Consider the following 18787-nt stretch of genomic DNA (forward strand, 5'->3'; position numbering starts at 1 on the left):
TATTCAGATAAACACATACAAAAATGCACTCACAGTAATTACAAGCCCCACCATAAATACACTATACGCCCAGCTCAGCAACCGGTATTTTCTTGCCAGCACCTTTCCCAGCGAATATTGATCCTTGGTAAGGGTAGCATAGAGGTAGGGATCATCGTTAATCATCTCGCCAATCGCCCATTCGTACTCTGGCAAATCCATGTTGTAGAAATTCCCGAAAAAAAGTAGGTTCACCTTCTGTTGCCTGATATCTTCCCGTGTAAACTTCCCTGATGAAATATTGGGACGGGTGGAAAGGATAGCCAGAACAATGGTAGACAAACTGAACAGGATAAAAATAATAGTAGGGGCAACAATTGCCGGTTCCTGTTTAAACCTGCTCACCAGAGTTGCCAGGGCCAGCGAAATGATGATGCCGTTCAGCGAAATAAGAATGTTGGATTTATTATCGGCAATGTGGCTAAGATTTATCTGGTTTCGGGCAGTTAGTTTAAACATGGAATCCACCCCACGTGAGTAACTTTTTGACTTTGCAGCTTTCATTTTTGCCCTGGTATTCCGCCTGGCAATACGTTCTTTAAGCAATTCAAGATTCTTTTGCTTTGGTTCATCCAGGTTCTCTTTACAAAAAATGGTGTTCCAGTCATGCGCTTCAAATAACTGAACCGATTCCATGTCAAAATCGGCTTTTTTAATATTGCGAATACCTGCATTCTTTTGTTCCTGCCGGAGTTTTTCTGCCTGCTCTAAATAATTCTCCCGGGACAGATGCATAAAGTCGGCATCACAAAGCACTTTAGCCACCCGACTTTCAGGCTTCTGGGGAAAAGCTGTGGCCAGAATACTTTCCACAACGACTGAACAAATATTCTCATCCACATTATGGCGTTCAAGAAATTTAGCCGCTATTTTTGCGCTTTCCTTTTCATGACCCTTGTATCTTTTCAAATAACCCACATCGTGAAACCATGCCGCTACCTGTAAAATGTTCATTTCCTCTACCGGAAGTTTTTCCTGTGTACCGATAAAAACGGCATTTTTTACTACATCCTGCGTATGGTTCAGCATATGGTAAGCATACCCGTCAGGAGTCTCTCTTTCCAGGAGGCTGGTGATAAGCTTTTCGGCATCACCAATCATTGTTTCATTAATTTTCATCCGTTTTATTTTTTATGGAGACAAATACCTGCCTGGCACAGACAGGGAATTCACATGAGTTCTGATTATTCTCAATTCATTAAGATCTCACATCCTGTTCTTTTCTTGTTCCTGGTTTTTACATTTTTCATTAAAAACATACAATAAAACCGGTAGGCGGATTCCTTTCACCCGAACCGGTTCCCGGGGCATAAACACAGCTTTTATTCCCTCTTCAAGCTCCCTGAAAATTTCACCGGAAATGATTAGCTGCGAATGCCAGCGCTTGTTCAATTGTTCAATACGCGAAGCCATTATTACCACATTTCCGGTAATGGAGTACTGTTTGCGTACCGCTGAACCAATATTTCCGATAACTGCTTCGCCATAGTGCAGGCCAATTCCAATTTTAGTATCCGGAATGTTTCCAGCCTTGTTTTCCTGCCTGACTTTTTGCAGTATATCAATGGATGCCAACACGGCATTTTGTGCCACATTACCCTCCGAAACCGGAGCTCCGAAAGTGGCCATAAATCCATCACCCAAAAACTGGTTGATAACACCATTGTTACGCTGCACGCTGTCGATCATAAAATGAAACAGGCTGTTCAGGTAGGCTACCACCTCCTCGGGTGAATGCCCTTCCACAAAAGGTGTAAAGTTTCGGATGTCAAGAAACATCACACATACATTTTTCCGGGTACCCGAGAGTTCGTCTTTCTTTTGAAGAATACTGCCGGCAATTTGCGGTGAAATTTGCTGTCCAAAAAGGTCGATAACTTCATTCTTCTCTTTGATATGTTCCCAGGAAACCCTGATTTTCTTTTTAATTACATCGGCCACAAACCCTGCGGCAATTCCCGAAATAAGCAGGATTATTCCCTGTCCGAGGTATTGCATCCCGGTTAAATCAGGATGAAAATAGTCGGTAGGCTGAGTACTAAAAACCGTGGAGTAATAAACCGAAACCGCTACAAATTCAAACGCTGCCAGCGCCCCGGTAAAAAATGAAAGTCGAAAATCAAGCCGCAAGGTGGAAAGTACGATGAACAAAAAGTAGGTAAGCGTGGCCGGAGCCTGAAGTATAACAATTTGTCCTGAATGTTCGACAATAAAAATGAACAGCAACGTAAGCAGGGTTATTTCCGAAAAAGCGTTGAGGTAACCAAACACATTACGGTGGTGAAAAAACACCCGCACTTTTTTCCTGATGAAATAGTGCACTACCGATTCGTAAATAATAATCAGCACCGCAAAAATAAGGATGGCATAAATGGCAATATGGGAGTTGAAAAGTGAAAGATACCGGTTGCTGTAAAAGAAATAAATTACCATCAACAAAATGGCCTCAAGCCCCAGCATTCCAATTAAAATAAGCGCACGAAGACGTTCGCTGCCCGCAATCTCTGCATTGAAAAGCTCATTGGAATTTTCAGGCGGAGGGAAAAAACTCATTTTGCTACCCACTTTCATTTTTATTCAATACTAATAACGAAACAAAGTTAGTTAATGTTTACTAACTTCCAAATTTTTGAATATTTTTTATCCAAATCCTTCCGGTAAAATTATCCTTACTGCCTATAGCAACAAGGATAATTCAGTATACTTTTCATTTATCTAATGTGCTCCGTGCAAATCGTTTCCATGCTCAACAATGCTGTGAACAGCCTCAAGAGTATGGGTATAATCAACATAAGCGGCAACATAATCCCGCCCTGCTTTAACCGACTCATTTTTCTGCTGATTTAATGCAACAACTTTATCATATTTTTCGCGAATAACATTAGCAACATGGCTGTTTAATCGGGTAATCAAGTCATCAACATCCCCTTTGAGTACAGCATTATCACTCATTTGAATAATCTTTTTTGTGGTTCCAGGCGCCTTTAGACCGGTGTAAGGAGCCCCTTCCGTTTCGCGATGAAGACGAACAAGCGTCTCAAAAAAGTAATTCTCTACAACCTCATAAATTTCCTGATCCCCGCTTTTTAAAGCAATTGTTTTTTTGAAGAGCGAGGCTATCTCACTTTCCTGTTCCCTGGAAATCCATTTAAAAACAAGTTTTGGATTGTTCGCTTCCAGTGCTTCTTTTGCATCCGTAATTACCGGTCCATCGTACGAATCGCAATGTCCCAAAGCCGTGTTGCCAGCCAATATGGCAAGCATAAACAATGAGGCAAACGCAACTGAAAATTTTGCTCTTTTCACGCATTCTACCATCTCAGTTTTTTTCCCTTCTCCTTTAGTTTTCATCTTTAAAATTTTTAATGTTGAATACTCAAAATTGTCAGAACAAACATAGAAGAAGCGGGCAATGTGTGCGACCTACTTTATAAACCAGTACTCTTTTTTCAAAAAAAAAATGTGGTGTTTACCGGGAATGCTGCTTTTTATATGAGGAAGGAGTTTGTCCGGTAATATTTTTAAAAACCCTGTTAAAAGCCGATTTTGAATTGAACCCGGCTTCGTAAGCAATTCCCAGAACAGAATATTTCTGGTACTCCGGATCGATAATTTTGGCTTTCACCTCTTCAACCCGGTACCGATTAATAAAATCAAAAAAGTTTTGTCCAATATTTTTATTTATCACCTGCGATACATAATGCGAAGGAATGTTCAATTCATTTGCCAGTTCTGGTAAATTTAAATTGGGATCCAGGAATGGCTTTTTTTCTACCATGAAAGTTTTCAGCTTTTGAGCATATATTTCAGCATCGGTCTCTTTCAGCATTGACCCTGCATACTTACTGTACGAACGCCCCTCCGTTACAAACTGGTCTTTCCCATAACCGGAAAAAATCTCTTTCTGCTTCAACCCGAAATAGCCAATCAGAATAATAAAAACCGACAGTGACAGAGATAATCCGTCGGTACAAAAAACCCAGGAAAACAAGTGAAAAATATGATGGATTGCAGCAGCAGCCATCAAAATTGTCCATACTACCCCAAAAGTGTAAACAAGCTTTCGTAACCAGTCAAGATTAATGTGCTCAATGGATGAAAAGTTATTGGCTATATTCACATCCAGCTTCTTAAACAAAAAAAGTGAAAGACCAAAATATACCGGACCTGACAAAGCAGTCGCTATCAGAAATAAATGAAACAAACCGGAAGCTCCATATTCTCCTGAAACATGATCAAGTCTTATTGTTACCGCGATTTCAGGTAAAAATGAGACAACAATCAAAAAAAAAATTAAACAGGACAAACGGCACAAAATGCCAAAGGTCCATGTATGAAAATTTAGGTGTTTGGTTAATTAACGACCGAATATACAAATAAAGAAATGGCCCGTGCAGCATGAGCAAAGAGATAAATGCTGCCGACAACAGCGGATATGCTGTGAACAACAGAGTTGAAAAAAGGGCATAAACTCCGGTGTAGAAACCTAAATACAACAACCAGAAAAAAAGGATCTTATCGTGAAAAGATTTCGATTTTTTCTGAATCAGCAATGCTGCAAAAAACAGCGCGTTAAATGCCGCAATTACAAAAATATACTTCACCCTCTTGACGATTTATTGTCATCAGACAGGGAAAAAACAACTCAATCCTGACTTGTACAAAATAATTATTCGAACTTAATAACTTCGACGGGGCAATTTTCGGCTGCCTCCTGAATTGCTTCCTCGTAATCAGAGTAGTTTACTCCTTCAATAACCGTTGCTTCATCTTCCATTTTGAAAACTTCAGGACAAATTTCCTCGCAAAGTCCACAGGCGGTGCATCCTTCTTCAATCCAAACTTTTGTTATTGCCATAATCAGATTATTTAAAATTTGAAACTATCTTTTTTATTGATTTGACTCACTTAATCCCATTCTATTCAAAAGTAAAAAGCAGTAAATGCGTAATGAAAATAACCTCGTTGTAAATATCCGGGCAAATACTGCCATCACTTCGTACTAAATTATTTTAACCGACTCAAATGTAGTTTATAATCCACAAACTGTCAATACCTTTTTATACATTTCAGGACAATCCATTAAAAGGTTTTCGCACCCACTTTTTGCAGCAAAAAAACCAATTAGCCTGTAAATAAAAACTCCGTGCAATGAAAACAAGTATGCATAAATGACAATACATATCGACAAAGTCACCTTGTTTCATACACCATCATTCAACCAGAATAGTTCGTTTTGTGTCGGCAAAATTACCTGCCTGAATCCGGTACAGATAAATCCCGGCAGGCAATCCGGTTGCATTCCATTCTGCCCGATGAGTCCCGGATTCAACCACCTTATCTACCAACGTTTCTATTTCCTTCCCATACAAATCATATATCTTAAGGGTCACCTTTTCTGCTCGGGACAAAGAGTATTCAATTACGGTTGAATTTTCAAACGGATTTGGGAAACTTTGCCCCAGCTCACAATCCTGATTTGAAAGAGAATGTGCATTTGTAGGATCTTTTTCCGTAATACAAATTGTTCCGATTTGACCGTACGACGTGGAATCGGGGTGTATTGCTGAAGATTGGTTCGTTGGCCCTACGGTAAGCATGGTGTAGATGCCCGACACATGGTTTGAAGCGGGTGCAACCCACTCGGGCAGGGAGAGAGTAACCCACTGTCCGGGAGTCGTTATCGGATCAGAGATTCCAATAAGTGTCCCATCGCCGGGGCTTGTGAGCGGAGCGGTGGATGCTTTAAATTCAAACTGTACGGGATAGGGCCTGTTAAAAGAGGGCATCCAGCGTGCAGTAAATGAAACAGCGTATGCTTTGCCCGGGCTGAAGGGAACACTGAGCACCTGCTCCATGGATTCACCAATGGCATGATTCCCCCACATACCAATACTTACAGTATCAGTGGCATCACAAGTTGAAGCGCTAACATCGGGAGATTCCCCGTGGTACCCATTTATAAACATGGTTTTCGACCATGAACGCACCCAGTCTGCCGTGGCGCCAATTGGCATGGGGCCGTATGTTGCATCAACATTAAAATTGTGGTTTTGAACAAGGTTGTTTTCACATTCCGTGATGCACCCCGGTTGGTTGGGACAGCTCTTTATCGTAAAAACATCACCATAAGCCCATGTAATATAGTTTACTTCCTGAACGTAAGCCTGATATAGCCCCGGAGCGAAATTGGGGGGAATATTCCAGGTTTCATTCCCGTCGTTCAGGGTATTTGGGTTTACAACGGCAGCCACTGCCCAGGAATTGACATCAATAATCGAAACAACTACATTCCATGTCGGGTCTCCGCCATTCCAACTGATTGTGATCTCAGTTCCGGCACAAAGCGAATCGGTTTTGGTTGGGGCAACCAACTCAAACTCCGGTGTCTGTGATGCAACTATGGTTCCTGCATTTCCTGCTGCATAAAAACCCCTCCTGATATCCGATTTTTCAATTCCACGTGCCGTGGCTGCAAACAAGTCTTCATTTGTACGGCTGTTTTCTTCAACCCAAACCGTAGGAAGTCCGTCTCCGTCGTCATCGGGATCAGTGCTGCGCAAAACAACTCCGTTATTTCCAACAGTAATCCAGCTGTCATTGTTAAAAGCCAGGTCGTTTAATACAACTGATTCCGGACTAATAATTCGCAGAGGAAGAGTAGATTCATCGCACTCTTCCATAGGCTCCAGAGTTGTGTCGAAGTCGAATGGCAAAGTCCGGGGGCACCAATCTTGATCCCAGGCTTGCCTGGCAACAACCTCCACATCTCCGCTTACCGATGCCGGAATGTCCAAATCAAATCTGCCGTTACTCTCTGTAAGGGTTTCTGCAATTATTGTCTTGTCATCCATCCGGCGCATCACCATCAAAATACCTTCCAGCTCAACATTCTCCCATTTGGGTTGTAACACGCCCTGAAATGTACTTCCGGAAAGCATAAACAGCATGTTTCCTTTTTCACCAACACCTCCTGACACAAGCATTCCTTTATGCAGGTTTTCGCATTGCTCCTTGTCAAAAATAACACCGCCGGTTGCCAGCAGGGCACATGAATTTTCAATGCTGTCTTTAGCCCAGGTGGCGCCATAATTTGTGGAAGTTTGTATGCCTCCGCCATCATTCCCAACCAACTTTACCTCATCGGCCAACGCTTTGCCTGCTTTAAATTTCCTTTTGGATTTTACGGCACTAATACTGTCTCCTGTTGCTACCAAGTCCCAGGTCTGGCCTCCGTCAAAAGTTCTGAGCATTCCTTTAACACTGGCAACAAATCCGGTGTCGGGATTCAGGAAGGTAACAAATTTAAAACTCTGGGTAACTCCTGCATCCATTTCAATTTTTTCCCATTCAATGCCATCATTCGAGGATTTTAGAATGGTTGCGTTTTGACCCACTGCAAAAACGATATTTTCATCGTAATTTGCTCCGTCCCCGGTTATGGCATAAAACGAAACCGGAGCATCTGCGGAGCCGGCATAGGTTGACTCCCAGCTTTCCCCCATGTTTGTACTCCGAAAAACGGCATTGGTATCTCCCACTGCAATAATGGTCCGGGCACTACTGTTTATGCGCAATGCATTAATTTTTATCTCTTTCCCCGTCTGGGGGTTACGCGTTTTCCAGGCGTTTCCACCATCGAAAGTAGAAAGAATATTCCCCTCTTCATCAAGGGCAAACAATGTATCAGGGGAGAAAGCCACCACATCCCGGAGTGATTTCCCAGTCCCTCCGGGAAGTTTTGTCCAGTTAGACGGCAACTGCGATACAGCAGGTATTGTTAGAATAAAAAAAGCCACAAATAGGCCGGATTGTAAAATTCTTTTCATCGTTTAAATTTTGGGTGATTTATTATAAAGCCGGTGATTCCAATCTTCTATTTCTCCTGTTTCCAGTCTTTGACGAACTGTCTTTTTCCATGCTTCGCTTAGCGGACCAATATGAGTCATTTCTTCCAGCAACCGTTCGTTTTTCATATCGATATACAAAAGGTGCAGCAGCCTTTTTAAAGGCCATTCAGGACAGGTTCGATCCAACAGGGTAAAATGATCCCCTGCCTGTATCCAGCCTTCTTCCAGCACACGGTAGTACCAGCCTGTCCGAAGACTGTCCTGTACCATGCGCGACATATTCGGATGACCAAACCGGAGGTTCAGTTTCCAGCACGGTTGCCGGGCCTGGCTGACTTCCAGCACAACAGATCCCACCCTGTATTTATCGCCAATACAAATGGTAGATTCATCCATTCCCATGGTAGATATATTTTCGCCAAACCCGCCCTCTCGCAACATACCCGGCAAGGAGATATCCGGAACATTTTTCCAGTAATTGTAGTGTTCGAATGCATAATGATGAATGGCCTTATCCCGGCCTCCATGATGTTTTTTATCGGCTTGCTCGTCGTTAACCAGCCCTAAAACCGATACTTTTTCTTTTTTTAGCGTTGCCTTCTTTTTAATACCGCTGGGCACACCTTCCTGTCCCAGCAGGCCAATTTTTCCCGTTAAAAGCGTAGTAATCTTCATATTTCAGGTATTCTTTTTCCAAACATGTTTATCATTACCGAGCAACTCACGGCCCCAAACCGGAACTTCAGCTTTTATCCTTTCCACAATTTCGTTGCAGGCATCAATGGCCTCCCGGCGATGCGGCGCCGAGGTAAAAACAAAAAAGCATATTTCGCCCGCATCCACCTGTCCCAGGCTATGGTAAATATGCACACATGTAACCGGGTATTTTGCAAAAACGGCCTCCCTGATGTCAAATACTTTTTCCAAAGCCATCTCTTCATAAGCAGTGTACTCAATGGCAGTTACCACACCTTCGTCTTTTGTATCGGCCCGCACCTGTCCCAGAAAAATGGCATGGGCGCCAATATCTGTCTGGGTGGCATGTTTTTGAACCGATTCAGTTATTTTCTCCGCAGGAATTGCTCCCTGTATAAAAATATTTTTGGGCTTCCTTTCCATATAAACCATTATTTAACAGGTGAATCAGGATGTTTCACACCACCCGTTACTGAATACACATTGTCTCTTTTTAACACTTTCCGTAATTCCACCGCTGCCGGCTGACTGCGAATTCCATGCTGGCAAAACAAAAAGATCGACTTACTATCGAATACTGAATTTTTCTTTTGTATTAATTGAGAAAAAGGAATCTCCAGGCATTCGGTATTTGTCCACCGGGGCATTTCATACAATTCACGGATATCGATAAAAACCGATGGCTTTTGTTCTGCCATTAACATGGCCGCATTCCACCCAATATCAATTCCTGAAACACATTCAAACGCATAATCTGTTTTTAAAAATGCTTCTGTTGTGGCGGGCCGTCTCTTTTGTGCCTCATCACTGGAAGTCAGTCCAATGTCATAAAAAGACTGCTCCGCAAGGTTATAAAAAAGTACTTTGTTGACCAGAGTTTTACCAATTCCTGTTATCCATTTAACGGCCTCGGCAGCCTGCATGGTTCCAATAATTCCGGATAAAACCCCAATCACCCCCGCCTCGGCACAACCCGGAACTTCACCGGGCTCCGGCATAAGCGGGTACAAATCCCGGTAATTGGCACTTCCCTCGCCGGCACAAAACAGGGCAACCTGCCCCTCGTACTTGTAAACGGCGCCATAAACAAGTGGTTTTTCGAACAGCGCTGCAGCATCATTCAGCATATACCGGGTAGCAAAATTATCGGAGGCGTCAATCAGAAGGTCATAACCGGGCAGTATCTCAACCAGGTCTTTTGCCAAAAAGTAACGATCATACGCTTCAACCTGTATATCCGGATAACGTTCATTGATGTAATGTTTGGCAACAGATGCTTTGGGATTTCCAACATCGTTCAGGCCAAAGAGTACCTGCCTGTTAAGATTGGAAATGGCCACACGGTCGCCGTCGGCAATGCCAATACTTCCAACACCAGCCGCCGCCAGGTAAAGGAGAGCCGGGCATCCCAAACCTCCGGCCCCCACCACAAGCACTCTGGCCGATTGCAGTTTTTGCTGCCCTTCCCTGCCCAGTTCAGGTAAAATTATCTGTCGTTCGAAGCGTCCCATTTCTATTTTTTTACCCGCCGGAGTAAGGAGGAAGCAAAGCTACTTCTACTCCTTCATCCAAAGGTGTATTATTATGAATGAGCTGTTTATTAACAGCTAATGTAAATTTTATTCCTTCCAGTTGCGGATATCTCTCAAACAGCCAGGCAGTGAGCTGGTCCGTATCAGCCATGAGCGGAACAGTCAAAACATGCTGCCCGGTTTTTTCTGCTAGTATTCCGAACATTTTTATTGTGTGAAATCCGGTCTTCATTTTTTTATCCTCCAATTCGAATCATACTTCGGTTTTTAATGGTTTCAGGATCAACTTTTTTGTATCCGTTCATAAATTGACCTCCCATTATTTTGTGCTTCCCGCGAATCGACTCCCGTATAAGTGGCTCAATTGGCCGTCCGGCACGATACTCTTTCAGAATATCAACTTCTTCTTTTCCGAAAATGCAATTTTTCACTTTCCCGTCGGCCGTCAGCCTGATGCGGTTGCATTCCCCGCAAAAATGCTTACTCATTGTCGTAATAAAGGCAATGGTGCCTTCAAAACCAATTACCTTGTATTTTTTTGCCGTAGCATGCGGTTCATCTTTCAGCTTCACCAAATCATAATGCTGTTCTGCCATTTTCAGCATTTGCCCGGCAGTAATCACCTTTCCGCTGTTCCAATGGTTACCGGCGAAAGGCATAAATTCAATGAACCTGACGTGTAGTGGCAGCCTACGGGTCAAATCAATAAAATTGAACAATTCCTTTTCGATAACACCGGATATTGCCACTGTGTTCAATTTTACCCGGATGTTGTTCTCAAGCAGGAGCAGAATGTTTTCCCACACCTGCCGGAAGGTGTCCCGTTGTGCAATGCGTATAAAAGTATCCGGGTTTAGTGAATCCAGACTGACATTTACGGAACGGATACCCGCCTCCTTAAAAAGTCCGATAAAATTGCGCACTCTTGCGCCGTTGGTGGTAAGCGTCAGCTCCACGGGCAGGGGTGCAAGCAGCCGGATGATCTCCTCCACTCCATTCCTGACCAGAGGTTCTCCTCCGGTCAGGCGTATTTTTGTTACCCCAAGCCGGACAAAAACTTTTGCAATATTCTCTATTTCATGCGGCTGCATCAATTTTTCGCCCGAAAGAAAATCTATTTTCCCCAGGGGCATACAATAGCTGCACCTGAAATTACAGTTATCGGTGAGTGAAATACGCAAATAGTTATGGATTCTTCCAAATTGATCGAGCAGCATGAGCAATTCCCTGTTTAATTTTTGGTATTTCGGTAGTTCCAGATTACCTGCTGGTATGGCCTCCAAAGGTAGGTAAACGGATAAACCAGAAAGTGCATAAAACGGGTAAACGGAATCATTCCGATTAAAATAAAGGCCGAAATAATGTGAATCTGAACCGCCACCGGAAGTTGGGATACAGCCGCTATTTCAGGATTGAGTTTAAAAACAGACCGCAGGTAAGGAGTTAACACCAGGGCAAACCACGACGACCCCCACCTGAAAAAGAAGGCAGTCCAAAGCCCTGTAACCACCTGAGTCAAAAGGATAATATAAACAAAAATATCCATCCAGGTTGTTACAACGCGGAGCCTTTTTGTTTTGATGCGCCTTAAAATCAACAAAATGAGTCCGGCCAAAACAATAAACCCAAAAGCAAAAGCGGTAAATTCCAGAATATACAGGCGCAGGGGTACCTGGTTCCAGGCTAACACAGCGCGTGGCGTAAGAAATGCTGCCAGGTGGCCGAAAAAAAGAAAAATCAGTCCCCAGTGAAACGGCCTGCTCCCGAAATACAGTTGTTTACTTTCAAGAAACTGGCTGGAAAGAGAGGAAACCTGGTATCCGGAAAAACGGTACCTGTAAATACTGCCTAAAAGCAAGGAAAGCGTTGCAAGGTAAGGCAATACAATAAAAAAGAAAACTCCGTTCATAACATCGTTCTTTATAACTATTAACTACAAAGGCTATTTAATATTCCTCCATTGTGGCAGGCATTCAAAACTCCTGGCCTTTTCCTGCGAACTGAAATTAAACCGTTCAAATTCAGAAGCAGGATAGTCATTTTTCATCACATTCAGAAGTACTTCCAGCATTCCTTTATACACATTATCGGTAGCCTGAAACGACTCAATCATCTTTTCAAGCGCCGGAATCATTATTGAAACGACTAGTTCTTCAGCCAGGTTTTGATCCCCGAGTTTGGGCAACAAAGTGAGCATATTGGGCAGGTGATCCGGAAGTTCACTTCCGCAGTCATTCCCTGCGTTCTCCTGTTCTTTTTTCATGTTGGCCAGAAATATACCCCGGTTATAATCTTCTCCGTAAAGTACGTAGCCGATATCCAGATAACAAACTGCCTGTACGTCAAAGGTGCTGATGTAATATTCCTGCTGGGCGGCGATGGTTTTCTCCTGAACATGCGTAATAAACATTTCAAGTTTAGGTCCCTGTTCAGTCAGCCCATTCCAGATAATTTTCCGCCACACTCCAATGAAGGATTCCCTTTTCGGAGTGGGATACCTGAAAATGGCAGCCAGGTCTGTATAATGTGTTAAATCCTTCATTTTACAATCCTCGTTTTGGTTTTTTCATAAATCCGAACCCTGTACTCCCCTTATGAATATGGGTTTCTTCCATCATTTCAATGGCTTCTTCACGATGCGCCGGAGGAATAACAAAACGTTCTTCCAGCCTGGCCAAAGAGGTTAACCGGTAAATATCTTCTGCCACATCAGGCGTCAAACCCGATTCCAGCATAATTTTATCCACATCATCCCAACTGATATCCCCTACGGTAACTGCCCGGCGGTACTGCCGAACGCTCATCAGCTTTTTCAGAATATTTCCAATGATAGTGGTATCTCCCGCACTGAAAAGGCTGGCAAGGTATTTTAACGGAAGGCGCGGGTTGTCCATGTCATCCCAAAGTGCCGATCCCACATTGTGGTAATTATTGTCATCGTTGATTTGCGCCATGGCCGGCAACAATGGCATTACGTAAAACAAACTGGGCAACGTGCGAAACTCAGGGTGAAGGGGCAAAGCCACCCCCCACTCTTTCACATACTTCCAAACCGGGGATTTTTGCGCCGCTTCAATGGTAGAATCCGGAATTCCGCATGTTTTTGCAGCGGCAATCACTTCGGGATCGTTCGGATCGAGATACAAATCAAGCTGTTTTTTTACGAGATCTTTTTCATCGCAGGAAGCCACCTCTTTCAGGCGGTCGGCGTCATAAAGCATGACACCAAGGTACCGGATACGTCCCACACACGAGTGCATGCAGGCCGGTGCCTGCCCGGTTTCGAGCCGTGGATAACAGAGAATGCACTTTTCTGATTTACCGGTGTGCCAGTTAAAATAAACCTTCTTGTAAGGACATGCTGTAACACACATTCTCCAGGCCCTGCAGCGCTCCTGATTAACAAGTACAATCCCGTCTTCCCCCCTTTTGTAAATAGCGCCGGAAGGACATGCGGCAACACAGGCCGGATTTAGGCAGTGGTTGCAAATACGCGGCAGGTAAAACATTACCATCCGTTCCAACTGGAACATGGTTTCCCTTTCTGCCGGTGACAAATCTTTCAGGTTTACATCGTTTCGGGCATATTCTGGCGATCCTCCCAAATCGTCGTCCCAGTTGGGCCCTGCTTTCGGCGTCATTTTTTCACCGGTTACCAGTGAAACCGGCTCTGCTGTTGGCTGGTCGTCTCCTTCCGGAGAATCAAACAATTTTTCATACTGATAAGTCCATGGCTCATAGTAATTATCCATGGTAGGCATGTGGGTATTATGAAACATTTTTTTTAATCCTTTCACTTTCCCCACTCCTTTCAATTTTAACGAATCTCCATTTTTTTCCCATCCGCCTTTGTAAGCTTCCTGATCTTCCCATTTCCCCGGATAGCCGGTCCCCGGTTTGGTTTCCACATTGTTCCACCACATGTATTCGGCTCCTTTTCTGTCGGTCCATGTATTTTTACAGGCAATGGAACAGGTGTGGCACCCAATACACTTATCGAGGTGAAAGACCATTGAAATCTGCGATCGTATATCCATAATTGTCGTTTTATCGATTTAAAAATTCACCTGATTCATTTTCTGCACAAAAACAAAAGTATCCCGGTTAACCCCCACAGGCCCCCAGTAATTCATGTGGAAGGTGAACTGACCGTAACCACCCACCAACAGGTTGGGTTTCAGGTGCACCCTTGTAAGGCTGTTATGACCGCCAGCCCTTCTGTTTCCGCGGCTGGGCGATTTAGGTACCGAATAAGTCCGTTCGGGCGAATGGTAAACGATACATATTCCCGAAGGAATGCGGGAACTTACACAGGCGCGTGTACAATACACGCCATTGTCGTTCAGCACTTCCACCCAGTCGTTGTCCTTTATCCCAAGCTCTTTTGCATCTTTTTCGCTGAGCCAGCAGGGTTCCATTCCCCGCGAAAGGGTAAGCATGCGCAATGTGTCTCCGTAAGTGGAGTGAATGTGCCATTTCCCGTGAGGGGTCAGCACATTCAGCAGTTTGGCCCTGCCTTCATTCACCGATTTGCGTAAATCGCCATACAATTCAGGGCGCGGCGAAGGTTTGTATGTTGGCAGGTTTTCACCAAAATGAATGTACCCCTCGTGGTCAAGGTAAAAATGTTGCCGCCCGGTAAGGGTTCTCCACGGAACAAGGTATTCCACATTCAGAGTAAAGGCCGAATAAGCCCTGCCATTATCCATTAAACCCGACCAAATAGGAGAATTGAGCAGCCTTCGCGGTTGAGAAAGTAAGTCTTTGTACCGTACCGAAGACTCATTATTTTTCGGACGAAGGTTACTCAAATCAACGCCCGTATTTTGTTCTGCACTCACAAACGCTCGTTCGCTCAGCTTTCCGTTCGTTAAGGATGAAAGTTGCAACAACGCATCAATGGCTTCCACATCCTCTTTGATGGAAGGGTAAGATTTGCCGTCAACCGTATGAGTATGTTTTTTATCGGAGAGCAGCCCCTCATAAAAATCGTCGCACTGAAAAGAAGTGCCGTGTGCACCCACTCCGTTTTTTACGTTGTCACCCAAACTTATAAACCGGTCGTAAAGCTTTGTATAATCTCTTTCAACTGTCACCATATTGTGCATGGTTTTTCCGGGTTCCGGCTCGCACTCCCCGGCGAACCAGTCTTTTATTTCCCTCTGCGAAATTTCCCCCTTCGAATCGTGCGCAATGGGTAAATTCACCACATCCAGTTGTGGTTCCGGCAAATGCACTTTAGCCAGTTCACTGGTTACCCGCGCAATTTCCCGAAAAATAACCCAGTCGGGTTTAGATTCCCAGACTGGCGGAATAGCCGCAGAAAGAGGATGAATAAAGGAGTGCATGTCGGTACTGTTCAGGTCTGCTTTTTCATACCAGGAAGCAGCCGGCAGGACGATATCGGAATATAATGCAGACGTATCCATTCTGAAATTTAAATCCACCACCAAATCCATTTTTCCCTCCGGGGCATCCTCTTTCCATTCAATCTCCTTCACAAACTCTTTTGCTACTTCGTCGGCAATTTCATTATGGTGGGTTCCCAGGTAATGTTTCAAAAAATATTCATGCCCTTTTGCACTTGACATCAGGGCATTTCCCCTCCAGATATACCATACCCTTGGAAAATTCACCTCTTCATCCGGATGATTGACCGAATACTTTAAATCTCCTGATTTCAGTTTTTCAATTATATACTGCTGAATTTCTTTGCTCCCCGAAGCGCCTGCCTTTTTTGCCTCCTTTACAATGTCAAACGGATTTTTATTGTATTGGGGGAAAAACGGCATCCATCCGTTTCTTACCGATTTGGCAATAAGATCGGCAGAATGCTGCGAAGAAAATTCATTTTTGGGGACTGCATTGTAGTCGGCCTGGTTGCCATCGTACCGCCACTGATCGGAATGGATGTAATGCCAGATGGGAGCCTGCTGAAACCGGGCCGGAATCTTCCAGTCTTTACCCGACATGATGGTACCCCACGAATCAACAGGTGCCAGCTTTTCCTGCCCCACATAGTGGTTCATTCCGCCACCATTTACCCCGATACAGCCGGTAAGAATCAGCGACATGGTAGCCGACCGGTAAATCAAATTACTGTGATACCAGTGATTGATCCCTGCGCCAATGATAACCATACATTTTCCGTTGGTAGCCTGCGCGGTGCGGTACCACTCACGGGCAAACCGGATTACCGTTCCTGCACTGATTCCCGAATATATTTCCTGCCATGCCGGCGTATAAACCGAACCGGAATCTTCGTAATCTGCCGGATAATCACCCTCAAGCCCCCTGCTGACCCCGTACTGGGCCATCATCAGATCATAAACGGTGGTAAATGCCACCTTCCCGGCTGCCGTTGTTACGTAACGCACGGGAACCCCTCTTTTTATTTTTTCATTCTTATCAAAACGGGTAATATCCACCTGCAAGATTTCATCGTTTTGTTCTATCAGACTGAGCAGCGGATTGTATTCATCCCCGGTTTCACCATCCCTGAACCGGATGTTCCATTTTCCCTTTTTTTCCTGCCAGCGGTGCCCCGAACTTCCCGACGGGCAAACAAACTCCCCGCTCTTTTCATCGATATTCAGAAACTTCCAGTCTCCATTTTCTGCCGTTTCATATTTCTCTAAAATATTCGCCCGCAACAGCTTTCCCGGAACATAATTTTCCCCTTCCCTGTTCAGCTCCACCAAAAACGGAGCGTCAGTATATTTTTTTGTGTATTCGATAAAGTAAGGAACCTTCTGCTCAAAATGTGCTTCTTTCAGAATAACGTGTGTTACGGCCATCCAAAAAGAACCGTCCTGCCCGGCGTGTACCGGAACCCATTGATCGGCATATTTTGCGACCATATTAAAATCCGGAGAAAATACCACTGTTTTGGTACCGTTGTGCCTTGATTCGGAAAAAAAGTGAACGTCGGGCGTACGCGTCATCCCCAGGTTGGCCCCCATCACCGCAATAAATTTGGAATTGTACCAATCAGCGCTTTCGCAAACGTCGGTTTGTTCACCCCAGGTTTCAGGAAACGAGTTAGGCAGGTCACAATACCAGTCGTAAAAGCTCAGGTTTACGCCACCAAACAGTTGCAAAAAACGGGAACCGGCTGCAAAACTCATCATTGACATGGCTGGTATGGGTGAAAAGCCCACCACCCTGTCGGGTCCATATTTTTTAGCAGTATAAATGTTTGCCGCGCCAATAATTTCCAACGCTTCGTCCCATGAGATACGACGAAAACCGCCTTTTCCACGGGCTTTCTGGTAGCGCTTTCTTTTCTGCGGATCCTGTTGAATATTTTGCCAGGCAAGCAAGGCATCTCCTGTCTTTTCTTTTTCTTCCCTGAAAATATCAATTAAGGCGCCCCTTATCATCGGGTATTTCACGCGTACCGGACTGTACAGATACCATGAAAAAGAGATACCCCGCTGGCAACCCCGTGGTTCGTAGTGAGGCAGGGAATTTTCGAGCAACGGATAGTCCAGTGCCTGCGACTCCCAAACCACTATGCCGTCTTTTACATGAATATTCCAACTGCAACCGCCCGTACAATTTACGCCGTGGGTACTTCGAACTACTTTATCGTGCTGCCAGCGGTTACGGTAAAACTCCTCCCATTTCCGCGCTTTGGGAGAAATCATATCTTTTATCCAACTCATATATTTTGTTTTTTTTGATTTTACAATGGATTACTACCCGATATTACGAAGGCACTTTCCGGTTGTCGTAAAGAATATAGATATGAATGAGTAAAAACAGGGCGATTACCAAACTTATAATGGCATAGATTACTCCTCCAGCAGAACGAGACGGATCATCCGCATAACGTTCGTTTACAAAATGGAGCATGGCTGTTACTGCCTCCATTTCTTCGTCAGTCAGGTTTTTATTCTGCAAGGCCACATTCATGGCGGGGAAAGGCGGGTTTTTAAGAATTGCCAGAACTCCGGCCTCCCCCAACCTGCCATAGGAACCGGTAAGGTCGAAACTTAACTTTCCTCCGCCAATAATGGACTCATCCTGTATATTGTGGCAGGCGATACAGGAAGGCGCTCCATTCGCAAAGCTTTCATGACCATAAAAAAGCGCGTTTCCTTTTTTCAGCATATCAGCAGAAAAAGTCACGGTGGCTGTCTTTTTAGTTGTATCCAGGTCAGGCTTTGCAACTGATTCCTCTGTAACATCAGAAGTTCCCAGACCAGTTTCTTTTATATAATCAAGAATACTGATAATTTCAGCATCGTTTAAATCATTATCGGGCATTGGAATCCCGCTGTATTCCTTGAAGAGTTCCACAGCTACCAGGTCATTTTCCTTAATAAGTTTTTGGGAAGAACGAATAAACCGGAACAGCCATTCCTGCTCCCTTTTGTCATTCACTCCGCTTAAATCAGGGCCGATCAGGCGCCCGCCTCCAATAGTATGACAGGTAACACATGTCGCTTTAAACAAGTCTTCTCCACTTTCCTGAGCATACAATGAAGCATGGATAGAAAAAAGCATCAACAGGGCTAGTGTAGCATATTGGTTTTTCATAGCACTCAAAAAATCTTGTTAGTTGAATATTGTAAAAATACAACTTTAAAGCGGACAAAAAAATCCTTTTGTCAATATTAGCAAAATTTTTTATACTTTTTACCCGTTATCGGAATTAAGCAGCTA

General features: G+C 44.1%; 16 protein-coding genes. All 16 read right to left on the minus strand.

Features of this window, described 5'->3' with window-relative positions:
* Nucleotides 1-3: 3 nt before the first annotated feature.
* Nucleotides 4-1158, minus strand: a complete 1155-nt coding sequence (locus D1164_RS02450) for a Pycsar system effector family protein (RefSeq protein WP_119348364.1) — start codon at nucleotides 1156-1158, stop codon at nucleotides 4-6.
* Between the two features lie 87 nt (nucleotides 1159-1245).
* Nucleotides 1246-2610, minus strand: a complete 1365-nt coding sequence (locus tag D1164_RS02455) for an adenylate/guanylate cyclase domain-containing protein (RefSeq protein WP_119348365.1) — start codon at nucleotides 2608-2610, stop codon at nucleotides 1246-1248.
* Between the two features lie 144 nt (nucleotides 2611-2754).
* Entirely contained in the window at nucleotides 2755-3390 is a 636-nt protein-coding gene (locus tag D1164_RS02460) for a DUF6448 family protein (RefSeq protein WP_206610901.1), read from the minus strand.
* Between the two features lie 118 nt (nucleotides 3391-3508).
* Nucleotides 3509-4324 carry a helix-turn-helix domain-containing protein gene (locus D1164_RS02465; RefSeq protein WP_241558243.1) on the minus strand — a complete coding sequence of 272 codons (816 nt, stop codon included), beginning with the start codon at nucleotides 4322-4324 and terminating at the stop codon, nucleotides 3509-3511.
* 384 nt (nucleotides 4325-4708) lie between these two features.
* Entirely contained in the window at nucleotides 4709-4897 is a 189-nt protein-coding gene (locus tag D1164_RS02470; protein ID WP_119348366.1) for a ferredoxin, read from the minus strand.
* A 355-nt stretch (nucleotides 4898-5252) separates the two neighbouring features.
* Entirely contained in the window at nucleotides 5253-7868 is a 2616-nt protein-coding gene (locus D1164_RS02475; protein WP_119348367.1) for a YCF48-related protein, read from the minus strand.
* Nucleotides 7869-7871: 3 nt separating this feature from the next.
* Nucleotides 7872-8564: an MOSC domain-containing protein gene (locus tag D1164_RS02480; RefSeq protein WP_119348368.1), complete on the minus strand. Its 693-nt coding sequence runs from the start codon at nucleotides 8562-8564 to the stop codon at nucleotides 7872-7874.
* A gap of 3 nt (nucleotides 8565-8567) precedes the next feature.
* Nucleotides 8568-9008, minus strand: coding sequence for a molybdenum cofactor biosynthesis protein MoaE (locus tag D1164_RS02485; RefSeq protein WP_119348692.1), 441 nt, complete (start codon nucleotides 9006-9008; stop codon nucleotides 8568-8570).
* 8 nt (nucleotides 9009-9016) lie between these two features.
* Nucleotides 9017-10096 (minus strand): HesA/MoeB/ThiF family protein, encoded by a 1080-nt coding sequence (locus D1164_RS02490; protein WP_119348369.1) that lies wholly within the window; start codon nucleotides 10094-10096, stop codon nucleotides 9017-9019.
* A gap of 10 nt (nucleotides 10097-10106) precedes the next feature.
* The gene (locus D1164_RS02495; protein ID WP_172594316.1) at nucleotides 10107-10322 is read right to left on the minus strand and encodes a MoaD/ThiS family protein; all 216 of its coding nucleotides are present in this window, start codon (nucleotides 10320-10322) and stop codon (nucleotides 10107-10109) included.
* Nucleotides 10323-10353: 31 nt separating this feature from the next.
* Nucleotides 10354-11334, minus strand: a complete 981-nt coding sequence (moaA, locus tag D1164_RS02500) for a GTP 3',8-cyclase MoaA (RefSeq protein ID WP_119348371.1) — start codon at nucleotides 11332-11334, stop codon at nucleotides 10354-10356.
* A gap of 14 nt (nucleotides 11335-11348) precedes the next feature.
* The gene (narI, locus tag D1164_RS02505) at nucleotides 11349-12026 is read right to left on the minus strand and encodes a respiratory nitrate reductase subunit gamma (RefSeq protein ID WP_119348372.1); all 678 of its coding nucleotides are present in this window, start codon (nucleotides 12024-12026) and stop codon (nucleotides 11349-11351) included.
* Between the two features lie 33 nt (nucleotides 12027-12059).
* Nucleotides 12060-12659 (minus strand): hypothetical protein, encoded by a 600-nt coding sequence (locus D1164_RS02510; protein ID WP_119348373.1) that lies wholly within the window; start codon nucleotides 12657-12659, stop codon nucleotides 12060-12062.
* A 1-nt stretch (nucleotide 12660) separates the two neighbouring features.
* Nucleotides 12661-14154 carry a nitrate reductase subunit beta gene (gene narH / locus D1164_RS02515; protein WP_119348374.1) on the minus strand — a complete coding sequence of 498 codons (1494 nt, stop codon included), beginning with the start codon at nucleotides 14152-14154 and terminating at the stop codon, nucleotides 12661-12663.
* Nucleotides 14155-14172: 18 nt separating this feature from the next.
* Complete coding sequence (locus tag D1164_RS02520) at nucleotides 14173-17784, minus strand: nitrate reductase subunit alpha (RefSeq protein WP_119348375.1); 3612 nt, start codon at nucleotides 17782-17784, stop codon at nucleotides 14173-14175.
* Nucleotides 17785-17827: 43 nt separating this feature from the next.
* Nucleotides 17828-18661, minus strand: coding sequence for a c-type cytochrome (locus D1164_RS02525; RefSeq protein WP_119348376.1), 834 nt, complete (start codon nucleotides 18659-18661; stop codon nucleotides 17828-17830).
* Between the last annotated feature and the right edge of the window lie 126 nt (nucleotides 18662-18787).

The sequence above is a fragment of the Mariniphaga sediminis genome, from assembly GCF_003573545.1.
In the GTDB taxonomy this organism is placed as follows: domain Bacteria; phylum Bacteroidota; class Bacteroidia; order Bacteroidales; family Prolixibacteraceae; genus Mariniphaga; species Mariniphaga sediminis.

Excerpts from the sequence above, each read along its gene's own strand:
- D1164_RS02450 (WP_119348364.1), bottom strand. The coding sequence starts at position 1,158 with ATGAAAATTAATGAAACAATGATTGGTGATGCCGAAAAGCTTATCACC.
- D1164_RS02455 (WP_119348365.1), bottom strand. The coding sequence starts at position 2,610 with ATGAAAGTGGGTAGCAAAATGAGTTTTTTCCCTCCGCCTGAAAATTCC.
- D1164_RS02460 (WP_206610901.1), bottom strand. The coding sequence starts at position 3,390 with ATGAAAACTAAAGGAGAAGGGAAAAAAACTGAGATGGTAGAATGCGTG.
- D1164_RS02470 (WP_119348366.1), bottom strand. The coding sequence starts at position 4,897 with ATGGCAATAACAAAAGTTTGGATTGAAGAAGGATGCACCGCCTGTGGA.
- D1164_RS02475 (WP_119348367.1), bottom strand. The coding sequence starts at position 7,868 with ATGAAAAGAATTTTACAATCCGGCCTATTTGTGGCTTTTTTTATTCTA.
- D1164_RS02480 (WP_119348368.1), bottom strand. The coding sequence starts at position 8,564 with ATGAAGATTACTACGCTTTTAACGGGAAAAATTGGCCTGCTGGGACAG.
- D1164_RS02485 (WP_119348692.1), bottom strand. The coding sequence starts at position 9,008 with ATGGAAAGGAAGCCCAAAAATATTTTTATACAGGGAGCAATTCCTGCG.
- D1164_RS02490 (WP_119348369.1), bottom strand. The coding sequence starts at position 10,096 with ATGGGACGCTTCGAACGACAGATAATTTTACCTGAACTGGGCAGGGAA.
- D1164_RS02495 (WP_172594316.1), bottom strand. The coding sequence starts at position 10,322 with ATGTTCGGAATACTAGCAGAAAAAACCGGGCAGCATGTTTTGACTGTT.
- moaA (WP_119348371.1), bottom strand. The coding sequence starts at position 11,334 with ATGCTGCTCGATCAATTTGGAAGAATCCATAACTATTTGCGTATTTCA.
- narI (WP_119348372.1), bottom strand. The coding sequence starts at position 12,026 with ATGAACGGAGTTTTCTTTTTTATTGTATTGCCTTACCTTGCAACGCTT.
- D1164_RS02510 (WP_119348373.1), bottom strand. The coding sequence starts at position 12,659 with ATGAAGGATTTAACACATTATACAGACCTGGCTGCCATTTTCAGGTAT.
- narH (WP_119348374.1), bottom strand. The coding sequence starts at position 14,154 with ATGGATATACGATCGCAGATTTCAATGGTCTTTCACCTCGATAAGTGT.
- D1164_RS02520 (WP_119348375.1), bottom strand. The coding sequence starts at position 17,784 with ATGAGTTGGATAAAAGATATGATTTCTCCCAAAGCGCGGAAATGGGAG.
- D1164_RS02525 (WP_119348376.1), bottom strand. The coding sequence starts at position 18,661 with ATGAAAAACCAATATGCTACACTAGCCCTGTTGATGCTTTTTTCTATC.